The following is a 15,205-nucleotide window of genomic DNA, read 5'->3' as shown; positions in this document are numbered from 1 at the left end:
CCTCGTCCAGCTCCTCCGGCTTGCTGTCCACCTGCATGCGCAGGCGGCTGGCGGCCTCGTCCATCAGGTCGATGGCCTTATCCGGCAGAAAGCGGTCGGTGATGTAGCGGTTGGAGAGGGTCGCCGCCGCCACCAGCGCGCTATCCGAGATGCGGACGCCATGGTGCAGCTCGTACTTCTCCTTGATGCCGCGCAGGATGGAGATGGTGTCCTCCACGCTCGGCTCACCCACGAAGACCGGCTGGAAGCGACGGGCCAGGGCCGCGTCCTTCTCCACATGCTTGCGGTATTCGTCCAGCGTGGTGGCGCCGATGCAGTGCAGCTCGCCGCGCGCCAGGGCCGGCTTCAGCAGGTTGGAGGCGTCCATCGCCCCATCTGCCTTGCCCGCGCCGATCAGCGTGTGCATCTCGTCGATGAAGAGGATGACCTCGCCAGCCGCGCTCTCGATCTCGGTCAGCACGCCCTTCAGGCGCTCCTCGAACTCGCCGCGGTACTTCGCGCCGGCCACCATGGCACCCAGGTCGAGCGCCAGCACGCGCTTGTCGCGCAGCGCCTCCGGCACGTCGCCATTGACGATGCGCAGCGCCAGCCCCTCGACGATGGCGGTCTTGCCGACGCCAGGCTCGCCGATCAGCACCGGGTTGTTCTTGGTGCGGCGGGCCAGCACCTGGATGGCGCGGCGGATCTCCTCGTCCCGGCCGATCACCGGGTCGAGCTTGCCGTCGCGCGCGGCCTCGGTCAGGTCGCGGGCATATTTCTTCAGCGCGTCGAACTGCTGCTCGGCATTGGCGCTGTCCACCTTGCGGCCCTTGCGCACGGCCTCGACGGCGGCTTCCAGCTTCTGGGCGGTGGCACCCGCATGCACCAGGGCGCGCCCGGCGGGGGTGTCGCTCGCGGCCAGGGCGACCAGCAGCCTGTCCTGCGCCACGAAGCTGTCGCCGGCCTTGGTGGCCTGCTGCTGCGCGGCATCCAGCACCCGCACGATCTCGGGCACGAATTGCGGCTGGCCGGCGCCGGCACCCTGAACCTTGGGCAGACGGCTGATCTCGGCGTCCACGGCGATCTTCACGGGGTTCGGGTCGGCACCCGCGGCGCGGATCAGCCCGGCGGCGGCACCCTGCTCGTCATCCAGCAGCGCCTTGAGCAGATGCTCCGGGGTCACGCGCTGGTGGTATTCGCGTATGGCGATGGTCTGCGCGGCCTGCAGGAAGCCGCGGGCGCGCTCGGTGAACTTCTCAATATCCATGAATGGCCCCTCCTTTGAGCGGACCGGCACTCGAGACCCTGCAAGGCGACCCCCGGGCACCGTAACGAGATTGAATGTGGTAAAGGGTTGGCGCCGGCTTCAAGGCCGGGGTGGGTAAAAAAGCCAGGGAAGGCAGCAGTGCATGCGCGTCGAGACGCTCTACCGATATCCCGTGAAAGGCCTGACCGCCGAGGCGCTGGAGGATGTGCTGCTGAAGGCCGGCGAATGCATCCAGGACGACCGCCGGTTCGCCCTGGCCCAGGGCGACGCGCCTTTCGACGAGGCCGCGCCCGGCTTCCTGCCCAAGCGGCATTTCGCCTGCCTGATGGTGAATGAGCGGCTGGCGCTGATCTCGGCCGCCTATGACGGTCATAGTGGCCAGTTGCTGCTGCGGATCCCGGGCGGGCAGGAATTGCTGGCAAGCACCCAGACCCCGACGGGCCGGAACGCCATCGCCGCCGCCCTGACCGCCTATCTGGGCGAGGAGGCGCGCGGCACCCCCCGCTTTGTCTCCGCCCCCGGCCATGCCTTCTCCGACGACCGGCGGAAGGGCGTGACGCTGATCAACCTGGCCACTATCGCGGCGCTGGAAAAGGCCACGGGGCTGACGCTCGACCCGCTCCGCTTCCGCGCCAATATCTATTTCAGCGGGCTGCCGGCCTGGGCCGAGTTCGATTGGGTGGACAAGGAGGTGCTGATCGGCGGCGCCCGCCTCTCCATCTACAAGCGGACGATGCGCTGCCCGGCGACGCAGGTGAACCCTGTCACCGCCGAGCGCGACGCCAATGTGCCGAAGCTGCTGCGGGAGCATTTCGGCCATGCCGATCTCGGCCTGCACGCGCTGGTGCTGGAAGATGGCAGGGTCTCGCGCGGGGACGCGCTGGAAGTGCTGCCCTGAGGGCAGCACGGGAGGCTGGCGCGGCGGCCAGCCTCGCGTCTTACTGAACCGTCTGCGGCTGCTCGTCAGAAGCCTCGGCGTCACTGGCGGGATCAGTGCCGCCATTGACCGAGATGGCTTCGCCGTTCCCGGCCTCACCCTGCTCTGCGCCATCGGGGCCGCCCTGCGGGCGCCGGCTCTGGGGCTGGTTCTGCTGCGCGGCCTGGGCCATCGCGTTCAGGATGCGGAAATAATGTTCCGCGTGCTGAAAGTAGCTCTCAGCCATGACCCGGTCGCCGGAGCCGGTCGCATCGCGGCCAAGCTGCAGATACTTCTCAAACAACTGCTGGGCCGTGCCCCGCAGCCGCATGTCCGGGCCACTCGAATCGAAGACGTGGTTGCGGTTCATCGGCTGGTTGCCGCCGCCGCCGCCACCACCTCCGGATTGCCGGAACTGGCCGCCGCCGCCCCCACCCTGACGATGGCCGCCACGGCCGCGCATGCGCTTAATGTTCATGGATATTGCGTTCGCCGTCTCATGCTCGCGTTGACCGGCGTGAGGGGGCAGCAGGCCCCCAACAGGCCGAAATGGTCGCGGATGGTGGTTATGTCGCTGCGGTGCCGGGCGGCCAAGGCCATCATGGCCGTACTGGCGTCCCCCGGCAGCTTCCAGGCCCGCTATCGCGTATCCTGCCGCTGAAGCCCACCCTAGCCTCGCCTTTCGTGTCAGCCAAACTGTTTTTTCATGGCTTCCGCAGGATCAGGGCGCGATCCACCCCCCCGAGATCTGCATGGGTCCCCAGCACTTCCAATCCGGCGGCCAGCGCCAGCGCCGCCACCGCGGGTGCCTGACCCTGGCCAAGTTCCAGCACCGCGCGGCCGCCTGGGGTCAGCAGGCGCGGCAGGTCGGCGACAATGACCCGGTAGGCCTCCAGCCCATCCGGCCCGCCATCCAGCGCCCGTGCCGGCTCATGCAGCGCCACCTCCGGCATCAGCGCGGGTATCGCCGCGCGCTCGATATAGGGGGGGTTGGAGAGAACGAGGTCGAAGCCGCCCAGCAGCGATTCGGCCCAGCTTCCGGCCAGGAAGAGCGCGCGCTCCGCCAGGCCGTTGGTCTGGGCATTGGCCGCCGCCAGCGCCGACGCCCCGGGCGAAAGATCCAGCCCCACCCCGAAAGCGCCCGGATGCTCCGAGAGCACTGCCAGCAGCAGGCAGCCCGTGCCGGTGCCGAGATCCAGCACGCGGCGGGGCGCCGGTCCCTGCAAGGCGGCCTCGACAATGGCCTCGGAGTCGGCACGGGGAATCAGCGTGGCCGGGGATACCGCGAGGTCCAGCGTCCAGAAGCCCTGGTGCCCGAGCACATAGGCCATGGGCTCATGCGCCAGCCGGCGCTTCAGCATCCCGGCGAAGCGGTCCGCGGCCTCGGGCGGCACCAGCGCGCGTGGGTCGCGCAGCAGGGCCGTGCTCTCCACCCCCATGGCGGTGGAGAGCAGCAGCCGCGCCTCCAGCCGGGGGTTCTCGATGGCCGCCGCACGTAGATGCTGGCCGGCCCGGCAGAGGAAGCTGCCGACGCTGCCCGCCGGATCAGCGCAGCTGTCAGACACCTTCGGCCGCCAGCCGCGCCGCCTCGTCCTCGGCGGTCAGGGCGTCGATGATCTCGTCGAGCTCGCCCTGCATCACGCGGTCGATCTTGTGCAGGGTCAGGCCGATGCGGTGGTCCGTCACCCGCCCCTGGGGAAAGTTGTAGGTGCGGATGCGCTCGCTGCGGTCGCCGGTGCCCACCTGCGCCTTGCGGTCGCCCGCGCGGGCGGAATCCACCGCCAGGCGCTGCTGGTCGTAGATGCGGGAGCGCAGCACCTTCATCGCCTTGGCGCGGTTCTTGTGCTGGCTGCGCTCCTCCTGCATCGCCACCACGGTGCCGGTGGGGATGTGGGTGATCCGCACGGCGCTGTCGGTCTTGTTGACGTGCTGGCCGCCGGCGCCGCTGGCCCGGTAGGTGTCGATCCGCAGATCATTCTCATTGATCTGCACATCCACCTCCTCCGCCTCCGGCAGCACGGCCACCGTCACGGTCGAGGTATGGATGCGCCCCTGCGTCTCGGTGGCCGGCACGCGCTGGACGCGATGGACGCCGCTCTCGTATTTCAGCCGGGCGAAGACGCCCCTGCCCTGCACCTCTGCCACGGCGCCCTTGATGCCGCCGACCTCGTTTTCGTCGTAGTCCATGATGTCGAAGCGCCAGCCGCGGGAAGCCGCGTAGCGCTGATAGGCGCCGAACAGCTCCGCCGCGAAAAGCCCGGCCTCATCCCCACCGGCGGCGGGTCGGATTTCCAGGATGGCGTTGCCCTCGTCCGCCGCGTCCTTCGGCAGCAGCATCAGGCGCAGCTCGCGCTCCAGCACCGGCACGGCGTCGCGCTGGGCGTAGTATTCACTCTCTGCCAACTCCCGCATCTCGGGGTCGGCCATCATGGTTTCGGCCTCGTCGCGGGCACGCTCGGCGGCGCGCAGGGCGCCAACCTTCTCCACCAGCGGCTCCAGCTCCGACAACTCACGCGCCAGGGCGCCGATCTGCCCGCCCTCGGCCGTCTCCAGCAGGGCGCGCAACTCGTCGGCCCGGTAGAGCAGCCGGTTCAGCTTCTCCGACAGGCCAGGGCTGGTGCCGCTCATGCCGTCTCGTCGTCGCTTTCGAAGCCGACCTCGATGCTGTCCATCATCTGCTCCAGCATCGCGTCCTCGACGCCGGCGGCGGCCAGGGCGGGCAGCAGGCCGGGAGCACCGACGCGCTCCTGCGAGCCGTCGCGCAGGTTGCGGACGACATAGACGCCCTCCGCCACCTCGCTCTCACCGATGATGACGGCAGCTTGGGCGCCGGTCTTGTTGGCACGCTCCATCCGCTTCTTCAGGTTGCCTTTATAGGCGATCTCGGCCGGGATGCCGCCCTGGCGCAGCATCTGCGTCAGCGCCAGCGCGGCGGCTTCCTGGGCTTCCGCCACCGGGATCACCGCCACGGGCCGCGTCGCCTCCGGCGCTTCCTCCAGCAGTTCCGCCAGCCGCTCGACACCTGCCGCCCAGCCCACGCTGGGGGTGGCCGGGCCTCCCATCTCCTGCACCAGTCCCTCGTAGCGCCCGCCGCCCATCACGGTGCCCTGGGCGCCAAGGCGGTCGGTGACGAACTCGAAGGCAGTGTGGCTGTAATAGTCCAGTCCGCGCACGATGCGGGGATTGCGGCGATAGGGGACGCCGAACTGGTCCAGGTAGCTCAGCACCCTGTCGAAGAAGGACCTGGCATCCGGCGTCAGGTGGCCGTCGATGGTCGGCGCGCCGGCCACCAGCTTCCTGTCGCCCTCATCCTTGCTGTCCAGGATGCGCATCGGGTTCTTTTCCAGCCGCGCCTGGCTCTCGGCCGAAAGCTGCGCCGCGTGGGACCGGAAATAGGCGACCAGCGCCGCGCGATAGGCGTCGCGGGAGGGGGCGTCGCCCAGCGTGTTGATCTCCAGCACCACGCCGTCGTCGATGCCGAGCTGCTGGATGATCTGCCAGCCCATCGCGATCACCTCGGCGTCGGCCAGCGGCTCGGCCGCGCCCAGGATCTCGGCGCCGATCTGGTGGAACTGGCGGAAGCGGCCCTTCTGGGGCCGCTCGTAGCGGAACATCGGGCCGGCATAGAAGACCTTGCGCGGCAGGCCACCCTGGGTGAGGCCATTGCTGACCAGCGCGCGGCAGACGCCCGCCGTGCCCTCGGGCCGCAGGGTCAGGCTGTCCCCGCCCCGGTCCTCGAAGGTGTACATCTCCTTGGACACCACGTCCGAGGTCTCGCCCAGGCTGCGCGAGAAGACGCTGGTGCTCTCGAAGATCGGCGTCGCCCATTCCTCCATGCCGTAGAGGCCGGAGACATGGCGGGCGGTGTCGATGACATGCTGGTGGCGGCGGAAGGTCTCGCCGATCAGGTCCCTGGTGCCGCGTACCGGCTGCATTCCGCTCACGTCTTCACTCCGCCGCATCGGCCGAAGCCGCCCGGGCCTCAGCCTGCTTGGCCGCCGCGATCTCGGCAGCCTTCTTCTCGACCAGTTCGACGATGTGATCGACCATCGCCTCGCCCTCGACCGTGTGGTCAGTCTTGCCGGCGTGATAGACCATGTGGCGCCCGGCGCCACCGCCCGTCACGCCGATATCCGTCATCAACGCCTCGCCCGGCCCGTTCACCACGCAGCCGATGATGGAGAGGGTCAGCGGCGTCTCGATATGCGCCAGCCGCTCCTCCAGCGTCTCCACCGTCCTGATGACATTGAAGCCCTGCCGGGCGCAGGAGGGGCAGGAGATGATCTTCACGCCCCGGTGGCGGATACCCAGCGACTTCAGGATGTCCCAGCCGACATGCACCTCCTCCTCCGGCTCGGCCGAGAGGGAGACGCGCATGGTATCGCCGATGCCGGCCCAGAGGAGGGAGCCGAGGCCGATCGAGGACTTCACCGTTCCCGTGCGCTTCCCGCCCGCCTCGGTGATGCCTATATGCAGCGGGTGGTCGCAGGCCTCGGCCAATTGCTGGTAGGCGGCGACCGCGAGGAAGACGTCGGAGGCCTTCACGCTGATCTTGAACTCGTGGAAGTCCAGTTCCTGCAGGTGGGCGGCGTGCCAGAGGGCGCTTTCCACCAGCGCCTCCGGGTTCGGCTCGCCGTATTTCTCCAGCAGGTGGCGCTCCAGGCTGCCGGCATTGACGCCGATGCGAATGGAGCAGCCATGGTCGCGGGCGGCCTTCACCACCTCCCGCACCCTCTCCTTGCTGCCGATATTGCCGGGGTTGATACGGAGGCAGGCGGCACCGGCCACGGCGGCCTCGATGGCCCTGCGGTAATGGAAATGGATATCCGCCACGACGGGCACATTGACCTCGTGGACGATCTCCTTGAGCGCCGCCGTCGATTCCTCGGTGGGGCAGGAGACGCGGACGATATCCACGCCGGCCAGCTCCGCCCGACGGATCTGCGCGATGGTCGCGGCGGCATCCTCGGTCGGCGTATTGGTCATGGTCTGCACCGAGATCGGCGCATCGCCACCGACCAACACCTTGCCGACGCGGATCTGCCGCGATTTGCGGCGCAGGATCTGCTGATACGGACGATAGGACATGGCGGCCGGAACCCTCCCGCTGCGGTCAGCCGCCGATATGGCAGCCCGCGGGCGGGAGGCCAAGGCACCTTTCGGGCGATCTCCCCGCCGGCGGGCGCTTAACGGGTCGGCAATTGCCCAGGCTCGGCATCCCGGAGGCGGGCCGGGTCCAGCAGAATGTCGCGGCGGACACCGACGAGCCCCTGCGAGGCGGCGGAGGGCTTGCCGTCTACCTCGATGGCCAGGCCTTCGATACGGCCGGTGGTCAGGATGAGATTGCCACCCTCCGGCACCTCATAGGTTTCCTTCGGCCGAAGGATGCGGCTGAGGACCGTGCGGCCGGTGCGGGTGTCGCGGATCTGCACCCAGGCATCCTCCGTGGCACGCAGCACGATCCCGCTGGCTGCGGGTGTGGCCGGCTCGGCGGCCGTCAGGGGCGGCGGTTCCGGCGCGGCGGGTGCCGGCTGCTCGGGGGTCAGGACGGCGCTTCCGGCCGGCGGCGCCGGCTGCTCCGGGCGCGGCTGACCCGCGGCCGGTGCCGGCGCGGTGACTGGCGCGGGCGCGGGCACCGTGGCCGGGAAACCGGCAACCGGACCGGCCGGCGGCGTTCCGGGGGGCAGCGCGGCAGGCGGCAGGGCCGTGGCTGGCGGCGGATTGATGCGCGGGGTAGCGCCCGTCACGGCCGAGGTGCCGGGCGGCAGGGCCTGGCCCGCACTGCCGGGCATCGCCGCGCCCGGCAGCGGCGGCGCGCCGGCCTCGCGTGCGGACTGCTCCAGCCGGGGTGGCAGGGCCGGCACAACGTCCACGGTGCGCTGGGAGGAGCCGCTCCAGTAATACCAGCCGGCATAGCCCGCGACCGCCAGCACGGCGCCCACCATCATGATGGCGCCCGCCGGAATGCCGCGCTCGGGCACCGGCTCGGGGAAGACGAGATCCTTGGAAGCGGCGGCAACGCCGGCTCCCTCCCGGAAGCGGCGCACCATCTCGGACGCGTCCAGCCCCAGCATCTGGGCATAGCTGCGGATGAAGCCGGTGGCATAGGTCACGCCCGGCAGGTCCCGAACCCGCCCTTCCTCCAGCGCCGCCAGATAGCGCCGGTTGATGCGGAGCCGGTCCTCGGCCTCTTCCAGGCTGAGGCCGGAGGCGAGACGCGCGTCGCGCAGCTCCTCCCCCACCCTTACCGCTTCGGCACTGGTCTCAGGGCGGGGATGACGCTTCATGTCATAGGCCACGTGGAGGGCACCTATCGCGCCGCGCGGGTTGCGGCGAACGGTTGCAGTGGCGGCCGCCCCCTGCTCCTACGGCCGTCGGCGGGGCATCGGCACGGCGGCCGCCCCCTCCACTTTCTTCAAGCGCCGGCGCGTCGCGCGGTCAATGCGGCGGAGGCCTGGTCCAGCAGTTCGGCGATGATCTCGGCCGCCGGCTGCTCCTTGGTCACCATGCCAACGCTCTGGCCCGCCATCAGGCTGCCATTCTCGACATCGCCATCCACCACCGCGCGGCGGAGGGCACCGGCCCAGAAATGCTCGATCTCAAGCTGCCCGGCATCCTTTGCCACCTCGCCTGCCTTGAAGCGGCGGATGACCTCGGCCTGGTGTTCCAGGAAGCGCTTGGTGCCTCCGTTCTGCAAGGCGCGCACCGGAATGACGGGGAAGCTCTCGTCCAGCTGCACCGTCGGCAGGGCGTCGCGCGCCGCGCCGCGGATGAAGGCGCGCTTGAAGTTCGGATGCGCGATGCATTCGGTGGCGCAGACGAAGCGGGTGCCGATCTGCACGCCCGCCGCGCCCATCTCCAGATAGGAGAGGATGGCCTCGCCCCGCCCGATGCCGCCGGCCACATAGACCGGCACGTCGCGGATATGCGGCAGGATCTCCTGCGCCAGCACGGTCAGGCTGACCGGGCCGATATGCCCGCCGGCCTCGGAACCCTCGATCACCAGCGCATCGGCGCCGGAACGCACCAGCTTCTTGGCCAAGGCCAGCGCCGGGGCGAAGCAGATGACCTTGGCGCCGCCATCCTTGGCCGCCTTGATGGCGGGCCCGGGCGGGATGCCGCCGGCGAAGACGATATGGCCGACCTTCGCGTCCAGGCAGACCTGCACCAGCTCCATCAGGTTCGGGTGCATCGTGATCAGGTTGACGCCAAAGGGCTTGTCCGTCAGCGCCTGGGTGGCGGCGATCTCCTCGGCCAGGCGGTCCGGCATCATGGCGCCGCAGGCGATGACGCCGAAGGCGCCGGCATTGGAGAGGGCGGCGACGAGGTTGCGCTCGCTGACCCAGCTCATCGCCCCGCCCAGGATGGCGTAGCGCGTGCCGAGGAAAGCGGCGCCGCGCGCCATCAGCGCCTCGAGCGAGGGGTCCATCACGGGGGCGAGCGCATCCATCGGCATCTGGCGTTCCTTAACCCGGGGCGTCCAGGCCATAGGCCGTGTGCAGGGCGCGCACGGCCAGCTCGGTGTATTCCAGGCCGACCAGCACGCTGGTCTTGATCTCGGAGGTCGAGATCACCTGGATGTTGATGCCCTTCTCGCTCAGGGCCTTGAACATGGTCGCGGCCACGCCGGCATGGGAGCGCATGCCGATGCCGACGATAGAGATCTTGGCGACCTCCGGATCGGTGATCATCGCTTCGAACTGGATGACCGGGCGGGCCTTCTCCAGCACTTCCTTCGCGCGCGGCAGGTCGGTCTTGCCCACGGTGAAGGTCATGTCGGTCGTGCCGTCGGCGCCCAGGTTCTGGACGATCATGTCCACGTTCACATTGGCTTCCGACAGCGGGACGAAGACCTGCGCGGCGATGCCGGGCTTGTCCGGCACCCGGCGCAGCGTCACCTTGGCCTCGTCGCGGGAATAGGCGACGCCCGTCACCAGCGGCTGTTCCACGATCTCATCCTCATCCACGACCATCGAGCCCGGCTTGTCCTCGAAGGAGGACAGAACCTGTACCCGCACCCGCTGCTTCATGGCCAGTTCGACCGAGCGGGTCTGCAACACCTTGGCGCCGACCGAAGCCAGCTCCAGCATTTCTTCATAAGCCACCGCCGGCAGCTTGCGTGCCTTGGGCACGATGCGCGGGTCGGTGGTGTAGACGCCGTCCACATCCGTATAGATGTCGCAACGGTCAGCCTTGACCGCGGCGGCGATGGCGACGGCCGAGAGGTCCGAGCCGCCACGGCCCAGGGTGGTCACGCGGTTGTCCGGGCCGATGCCCTGGAAGCCCGCCACCACCGGCACCTGACCGGTCTTCATCCGCTCGATCAGCACGGTGCCGTCGATCTCCTCGACGCGGGCCTTGCCATGGGCATCATCCGTCCTGATCGGGATCTGCCAGCCCTGCCAGGAACGCGCATCGACGCCGATGGTCTGCAGCGCGATGGCCAGCAGGCCGATCGTCACCTGCTCTCCGGTCGCGACCACGGTGTCGTATTCGCGGGCATCGTGCAGCGGCGACAGCTCAGTGCACCACTTCACCAGCTGGTTGGTGGTGCCGGACATGGCGGAAACCACCACGGCCACCTCGTTGCCCGCATCGACTTCCCGTTTCACGCGGTTGGCGACGTTGCGGATACGGTCCAGGTCGGCGACGGAAGTGCCGCCGAACTTCATCACGATACGGGCCATTGCGGTTCTGGGAGTCGATCCGAAAATGAAACGGAGTGCCTGCCGCAGTTGCGGCCGGCGAGGGGCTGCGACAGATAACGGGCACTGCGCTGCACCGCAACCGGGGAAGACGCCGCCATGACCGACATCACCCATGCGACCGCAACCCCGGAGGAGATCGCCAAGTTCGATGCCCTGGCCGCCGAGTGGTGGGACCCGCAGGGTCCCATGGCGCCTCTGCACGCCATGAATCCGCTGCGCTGCGGCTGGATCGCCCAGCACCTGGCCCGGGCGCGGGGCGGCGATCCGGCGCGGCTGGGCGGCCTGACGCTGCTGGATGTCGGCTGCGGTGCCGGCCTGGCCGCCGAGGGTATGGCCCACCTGGGGGCGAAAGTAACGGGGCTGGACGCCGCCCCGGCGGCACTCGCCGCCGCCCGCGCGCATGCGGCGGCGGAAGGGCTGGAGATCGACTACCGCGAGGGCATGCCAGAGGCGCTGGCGGCCGAGGGCGCCCGCTTCGACGCGGTGATGGCGCTGGAGGTGATCGAGCATGTCGCCGACCGCGCCGCCTTCCTGGCCGCGCTGGCCAAGCTGACGAAGCCAGGCGGGATGGTCTTCCTCTCCACCCTCAACCGCACCGCGCGGTCCTTCCTTTTCGCCAAGCTGGGCGCGGAATACCTCCTGCGGCTGCTGCCGCGCGGCACCCATGACTGGAAGATGTTCGTCACCCCCGCCGAGCTGGGCGCCGAGGCGCGCCGGGCCGGGCTGCGGGTGGTGGCGATCTCCGGCATGGCGCCCCAGGGGGCACCGGGCCGGGCCTGGCGCGCCACGCCCGATGTGGCGGTCAACTACATCGTGGCGCTGGCGCGGGACTGAGCCTCAGCCGTCCGCCCTTGGGACCCAGGGCAGGCGGGCGATGTCGATGCCCTCATCCCTCAGGGCCTCGGCATCGGTGTCGCTGGCCTCGCCATAGATGCCGCGGAACTCGGTCTCGCCCCGGTGCATCTTGCGCGCCTCCTCGGCGAAGCCGCTGCCGACATAGTCGCAGTTCTTCTCCACCTCGGCCCGCATCCGCTGCAGCAGCGCCACCATCTGCGCCGGGATCGGCCCGGCGGCGGCCTGCTGCTGCGCCCCAGCCTCCGGGGGCGGCGCGGGCTGCTGGGGCACCACAGGCTCGGCCGGCTCAGCCGCCTTGGTGCGGCCCTTCTTCGGAATGGCCGGCGCCATCAGGGCACGCGTGACCTTGGAGCCACCGCAGACCGGGCATTCCACCAGCCCGGCATCGGCAAGCTTCTCGAAGGCGGTGCTGTCCCTGTACCAGCCGTCGAATTCGTGGCCCTGGTCGCAGCGAAGCTGGTAGTGGATCATCAGGCAGCCTGTAGCAGCGGGTCCAGCTTGCCGGACCGGTCAAGCGCGAAAAGGTCGTCGCAACCACCGATCGCCTGATCATTGATGAAGATCTGCGGCACCGTGGTACGGCCGCCGGAGCGGCTGATAGCGTCCTGCCGCTCCTGGGAGCCATGCGGGGAATCGTATTCGGTGAATTCGACACCCTTGCGGCTCAGCAGCGTCTTGGCGCGCGCGCAGTAAGGGCAGAACGGGGTGGTATAGATTTCGACCTTGGCCATGGCGCACACATCGGTGTGTTACGCGCGCCGGTCAAGAGGATTGCGCGGGGATGGCACATCCATCCCGTCCTCCAGCGCGCGGTCCGGCACCCGCGCCGCGGCCAGCACGTCCACCGCCCGCGCGCCGGCCGCCAGCAACAGCCGCGCGCAGGCCGTGGCGGTGGCGCCGGATGTCAGCACGTCGTCCACCAGCACCAGCCGCCGCCCCCTCACCCGCGCCGCCGCACCGGGGGCAAGGGCGAAGGCGTCCTCCAGCAGCGCGGCACGCTCGGCCGCGCCGAACTCCCCCAGTGGCGGGGTGGCGCGGCGGCGGCGCAGCAGGTCCGGCACCCAATCCACACCCGACAGGCGCGAGAGACACCGGGCCAGCAGCGCCGCCTGGTTGTAGCGGCGGGCCAGCAGCCGGCGGCGATGCAGGGGCACCGGCAGCAGGAGATCCGCCCGGGCCAGCAATTCCCGCCCGGCATGGGCCATCTGCCTGGCAATCGGCCCGGCCAGTTCCGTACGGTCACCATATTTCAGGGGCAGCAGCAGGCGGCGGGAGCCGGCGTCATAGAGATAGGCGGCGCGGGCCTGCCCGTATTCCGGCGGGCGGCCGAGGCAGCGGGCACAATGCAGCGCCCCCCCGCCCGGCAGTGGCTCCCCCTGCCCGCTATGAATGAAGGCCACGCCGCAGCGGTGGCAGAGCGGTGCGCCGATCAGTGTGACCTTGCGGAAGCATTCGCCGCAAAGGGTGCCATCGGCCGGGACGACGACGGCGCAGCAGAGGCAGCGCGGCGGCAGCAGCATGTCCAGCGCCGCCCCGCACAACCACCGCAGACTCCGAGTCACCGCCCGACCATCCATGGCGATACCATTATCACGATTCCGTGATAATGATGAAGGGCTTGCACATTCCCCTTCGCCCGGCGCATCAGCCGGCATGAGCGATGCGATGCAGGTCTTCGACCGGACCCTGGTCCGGCTGCGGCGGGAGAAGGCGGCGCCTGGCGTCGGTGCCGTCTCCCCCATCCTGGACGCGGCCGCCGAGCGGCTGCTGGATCGGCTGGACGACACCACGCTGCGCTTCACCCGCGCGCTGGAAATCGGCGGGCGCGGCAGCGTGGCGCCGATGCTGACGGCGCGCGGCATTCCCTTCGTGGTCTCGGCCGATCTGGCGGCCGGAATGGCGCGCCGGGCCGGGGGTCTGCCTGTGGCGGCGGACGAGGAATGGCTGCCTTTCGCGCCCGGCAGCTTCGACCTGGTCGTCGCCAGCCTGTCGCTGCACTGGGTGAACGACCTGCCCGGCGCCCTGCTGCAGATCCGGCGGGCGCTGAGGCCCGACGGGCTGTTCCTGGCCAGCCTGCCGGCGCTCGGCACCCTGCAACCCCTGCGGGAGGCGCTGGCCGCGGCCGAATCGGAGCTGCGCGACGGCATCAGCCCGCGCGTCTCGCCCTTCCCTGAATTGCAGGACGGCGCCGCGCTGTTGCAGCGCGCCGGCTTCGCCCTGCCGGTGGCGGACCGGGAGAGGCTGGCGCTGCACTACCGCACGCCGCTGGCCCTTCTGCGCGACCTGCGCGCCGCCGGTGAAGGCAATGCCGCCCTGGCGCGCGACCCGCGTATCCCGCCACGGGCCCTGTTCCCCCTCGCCCTTTCGCGCCTGCCATCCGATGGGCAGGGGCTGCCGGTGACGCTGGAGATGCTGGTGCTGACGGGCTGGGCGCCGGCACCCACCCAGCAACAGCCCGCCCGGCCCGGCAGCGCCAATGCGAGGCTGGCCGATGCCCTGGGCACGGTGGAGCACAAGGCCGGGGACAAGACGGGGGGCGGCGGCCGTCCGCACTGACGGCGCCGCAGCCCAGCCATCCCCGCGCAAAACCTTGCAACCGGACGCGCTGCCGCGCATCTTTCGCGATTATGGAACAAACGGCTTCTGAGTCCCGCCGCATCGTGCTGCATGCGCCGGAAGATTTCGTCGGCATGCGGCGCGCGGGGCAACTGGCCGCCGCGACGCTGGACATGATCACTCCGCATGTGCGCCCGGGCGTGACCACAGGCGCGTTGGACAAGATCATCCTCGATTTCATCGAGGCGCAGGGCGCGACCTCCGCGACGGTCGGGTATCGCGGCTACCAGCACGCCTCCTGCATCTCGATCAACCATGTGGTCTGCCACGGCATCCCCGGCACCAAGGTACTGGTCGAGGGCGATATCCTCAACATCGACGTCACCGTCATCGTGGACGGGTGGTACGGCGACACCAGCCGCATGTATGTGGCCGGCACGCCCAGCACCAAAGCCAAGCTGCTGATGGACGTGACCTATGAAAGCCTGATGCGCGGCATCAAGGCCGTGCGTCCCGGCGCCCGGCTGGGCGATATCGGCCATGCCATCCAGAGCTATGTGGAGAAGCAGCGCTTCTCCGTGGTGCGGGACTTCTGCGGCCACGGCATCGGCCGCACCTTCCATGCCTCCCCCAATGTGCTGCATTTCGGCCGCCCTGGTGAGGGCGCGGTGCTGAAGCCCGGCATGTTCTTCACGATCGAGCCGATGGTGAATGCCGGCCGGCCCGAGGTGAAGGTGCTGGACGACGGCTGGACCGCCGTGACGCGGGACCGCAGCCTCTCCGCCCAGTTCGAGCACATGGTCGGCGTGACCGAGGACGGGTGCGAGGTCTTCACCTATTCCCCCGCCGGCCTGCACAAGCCCCCCTACGGCGCCTGAGCCCTGGACTTGCCTTTTGGTTCCGTCGAAGCTGGGCGGGACCAAG

The 15,205-nt window shown here is 69.8% G+C and carries 17 protein-coding genes (1 of these 17 running past the window's edge); 5 read left to right on the top strand and 12 right to left on the bottom strand.

Features of this window, described 5'->3' with window-relative positions:
* Positions 1 to 1,246 carry the 5' portion of an ATP-dependent chaperone ClpB gene (gene clpB, locus IAI58_RS09685; RefSeq protein WP_207450096.1) on the bottom strand. The gene continues 1,337 nt to the left of window position 1, outside the view, so 1,246 of the gene's 2,583 nt are visible here — the first part of the coding sequence; it begins with the start codon at positions 1,244 to 1,246; its stop codon lies beyond the left edge, outside the window.
* A gap of 142 nt (positions 1,247 to 1,388) precedes the next feature.
* On the opposite strand from clpB, the gene IAI58_RS09680 reads away from it, so the two are divergent.
* The gene (locus tag IAI58_RS09680) at positions 1,389 to 2,144 is read left to right on the top strand and encodes an MOSC domain-containing protein (RefSeq protein ID WP_207450094.1); all 756 of its coding nucleotides are present in this window, start codon (positions 1,389 to 1,391) and stop codon (positions 2,142 to 2,144) included.
* Positions 2,145 to 2,184: 40 nt separating this feature from the next.
* On the opposite strand, the gene IAI58_RS23460 is transcribed toward IAI58_RS09680, so the two are convergent.
* Positions 2,185 to 2,532: a DUF4167 domain-containing protein gene (locus tag IAI58_RS23460; RefSeq protein ID WP_408906219.1), complete on the bottom strand. Its 348-nt coding sequence runs from the start codon at positions 2,530 to 2,532 to the stop codon at positions 2,185 to 2,187.
* Here IAI58_RS23460 and IAI58_RS23455 point away from each other — a divergent pair.
* Positions 2,518 to 2,823, top strand: a complete 306-nt coding sequence (locus tag IAI58_RS23455) for a hypothetical protein (RefSeq protein ID WP_408906218.1) — start codon at positions 2,518 to 2,520, stop codon at positions 2,821 to 2,823. The genes IAI58_RS23460 and IAI58_RS23455 overlap by 15 nt on opposite strands.
* Before the next feature lie 43 nt (positions 2,824 to 2,866).
* Here the strand turns inward: IAI58_RS23455 and prmC are convergent, their stop codons facing one another.
* From prmC to IAI58_RS09640, 7 genes are all read right to left on the bottom strand, one after another.
* On the bottom strand, positions 2,867 to 3,727 hold the full coding sequence (gene prmC, locus IAI58_RS09670) for a peptide chain release factor N(5)-glutamine methyltransferase (protein WP_207450093.1): 861 nt from the start codon (positions 3,725 to 3,727) through the stop codon (positions 2,867 to 2,869).
* Positions 3,720 to 4,790: a peptide chain release factor 1 gene (gene prfA, locus IAI58_RS09665; protein WP_207450092.1), complete on the bottom strand. Its 1,071-nt coding sequence runs from the start codon at positions 4,788 to 4,790 to the stop codon at positions 3,720 to 3,722. The genes prmC and prfA overlap by 8 nt, the downstream gene beginning before the upstream one ends.
* Positions 4,787 to 6,106 carry a histidine--tRNA ligase gene (hisS, locus tag IAI58_RS09660; protein ID WP_237182834.1) on the bottom strand — a complete coding sequence of 440 codons (1,320 nt, stop codon included), beginning with the start codon at positions 6,104 to 6,106 and terminating at the stop codon, positions 4,787 to 4,789. Before hisS ends, prfA begins: the two co-directional genes overlap by 4 nt.
* Before the next feature lie 4 nt (positions 6,107 to 6,110).
* The gene (gene ispG / locus IAI58_RS09655) at positions 6,111 to 7,250 is read right to left on the bottom strand and encodes a flavodoxin-dependent (E)-4-hydroxy-3-methylbut-2-enyl-diphosphate synthase (protein WP_207450091.1); all 1,140 of its coding nucleotides are present in this window, start codon (positions 7,248 to 7,250) and stop codon (positions 6,111 to 6,113) included.
* 98 nt (positions 7,251 to 7,348) lie between these two features.
* A complete protein-coding gene (locus IAI58_RS09650; protein WP_207450090.1) occupies positions 7,349 to 8,449 on the bottom strand; it encodes a helix-turn-helix domain-containing protein in 1,101 nt (366 codons plus the stop codon).
* Positions 8,450 to 8,577: 128 nt separating this feature from the next.
* Positions 8,578 to 9,618 (bottom strand): NAD(P)H-dependent flavin oxidoreductase, encoded by a 1,041-nt coding sequence (locus IAI58_RS09645; protein WP_237182624.1) that lies wholly within the window; start codon positions 9,616 to 9,618, stop codon positions 8,578 to 8,580.
* 10 nt (positions 9,619 to 9,628) lie between these two features.
* A complete protein-coding gene (locus IAI58_RS09640; protein ID WP_207450089.1) occupies positions 9,629 to 10,849 on the bottom strand; it encodes an aspartate kinase in 1,221 nt (406 codons plus the stop codon).
* A 117-nt stretch (positions 10,850 to 10,966) separates the two neighbouring features.
* Between IAI58_RS09640 and ubiG the strand changes: the two genes are divergently transcribed.
* Positions 10,967 to 11,704 (top strand): bifunctional 2-polyprenyl-6-hydroxyphenol methylase/3-demethylubiquinol 3-O-methyltransferase UbiG, encoded by a 738-nt coding sequence (gene ubiG, locus IAI58_RS09635; protein ID WP_207450088.1) that lies wholly within the window; start codon positions 10,967 to 10,969, stop codon positions 11,702 to 11,704.
* 3 nt (positions 11,705 to 11,707) lie between these two features.
* On the opposite strand, the gene IAI58_RS09630 is transcribed toward ubiG, so the two are convergent.
* From IAI58_RS09630 to IAI58_RS09620, 3 genes are read right to left on the bottom strand one after another with little or no spacing between them, the layout of a single operon-like run.
* Positions 11,708 to 12,196 (bottom strand): DUF1178 family protein, encoded by a 489-nt coding sequence (locus tag IAI58_RS09630; RefSeq protein ID WP_207450087.1) that lies wholly within the window; start codon positions 12,194 to 12,196, stop codon positions 11,708 to 11,710.
* Positions 12,196 to 12,456, bottom strand: coding sequence for a glutaredoxin 3 (grxC, locus tag IAI58_RS09625; RefSeq protein WP_207450086.1), 261 nt, complete (start codon positions 12,454 to 12,456; stop codon positions 12,196 to 12,198). Before grxC ends, IAI58_RS09630 begins: the two co-directional genes overlap by 1 nt.
* 18 nt (positions 12,457 to 12,474) lie before the next feature.
* On the bottom strand, positions 12,475 to 13,245 hold the full coding sequence (locus IAI58_RS09620) for a ComF family protein (RefSeq protein ID WP_237182623.1): 771 nt from the start codon (positions 13,243 to 13,245) through the stop codon (positions 12,475 to 12,477).
* A 133-nt stretch (positions 13,246 to 13,378) separates the two neighbouring features.
* Between IAI58_RS09620 and IAI58_RS09615 the strand changes: the two genes are divergently transcribed.
* Both IAI58_RS09615 and map read left to right on the top strand, forming a co-directional pair.
* Entirely contained in the window at positions 13,379 to 14,281 is a 903-nt protein-coding gene (locus IAI58_RS09615; RefSeq protein WP_207450084.1) for a methyltransferase domain-containing protein, read from the top strand.
* A 71-nt stretch (positions 14,282 to 14,352) separates the two neighbouring features.
* The gene (gene map / locus IAI58_RS09610) at positions 14,353 to 15,159 is read left to right on the top strand and encodes a type I methionyl aminopeptidase (protein WP_207450082.1); all 807 of its coding nucleotides are present in this window, start codon (positions 14,353 to 14,355) and stop codon (positions 15,157 to 15,159) included.
* Positions 15,160 to 15,205 lie beyond the last annotated feature (46 nt).

Origin of the sequence: Roseomonas marmotae, from assembly GCF_017654485.1 — a bacterium.
Lineage (GTDB): Bacteria > Pseudomonadota > Alphaproteobacteria > Acetobacterales > Acetobacteraceae > Pseudoroseomonas > Pseudoroseomonas marmotae.
Note: the sequence above shows the minus strand (reverse complement) of the source record. Positions and strands in the feature narration are given on the sequence as shown.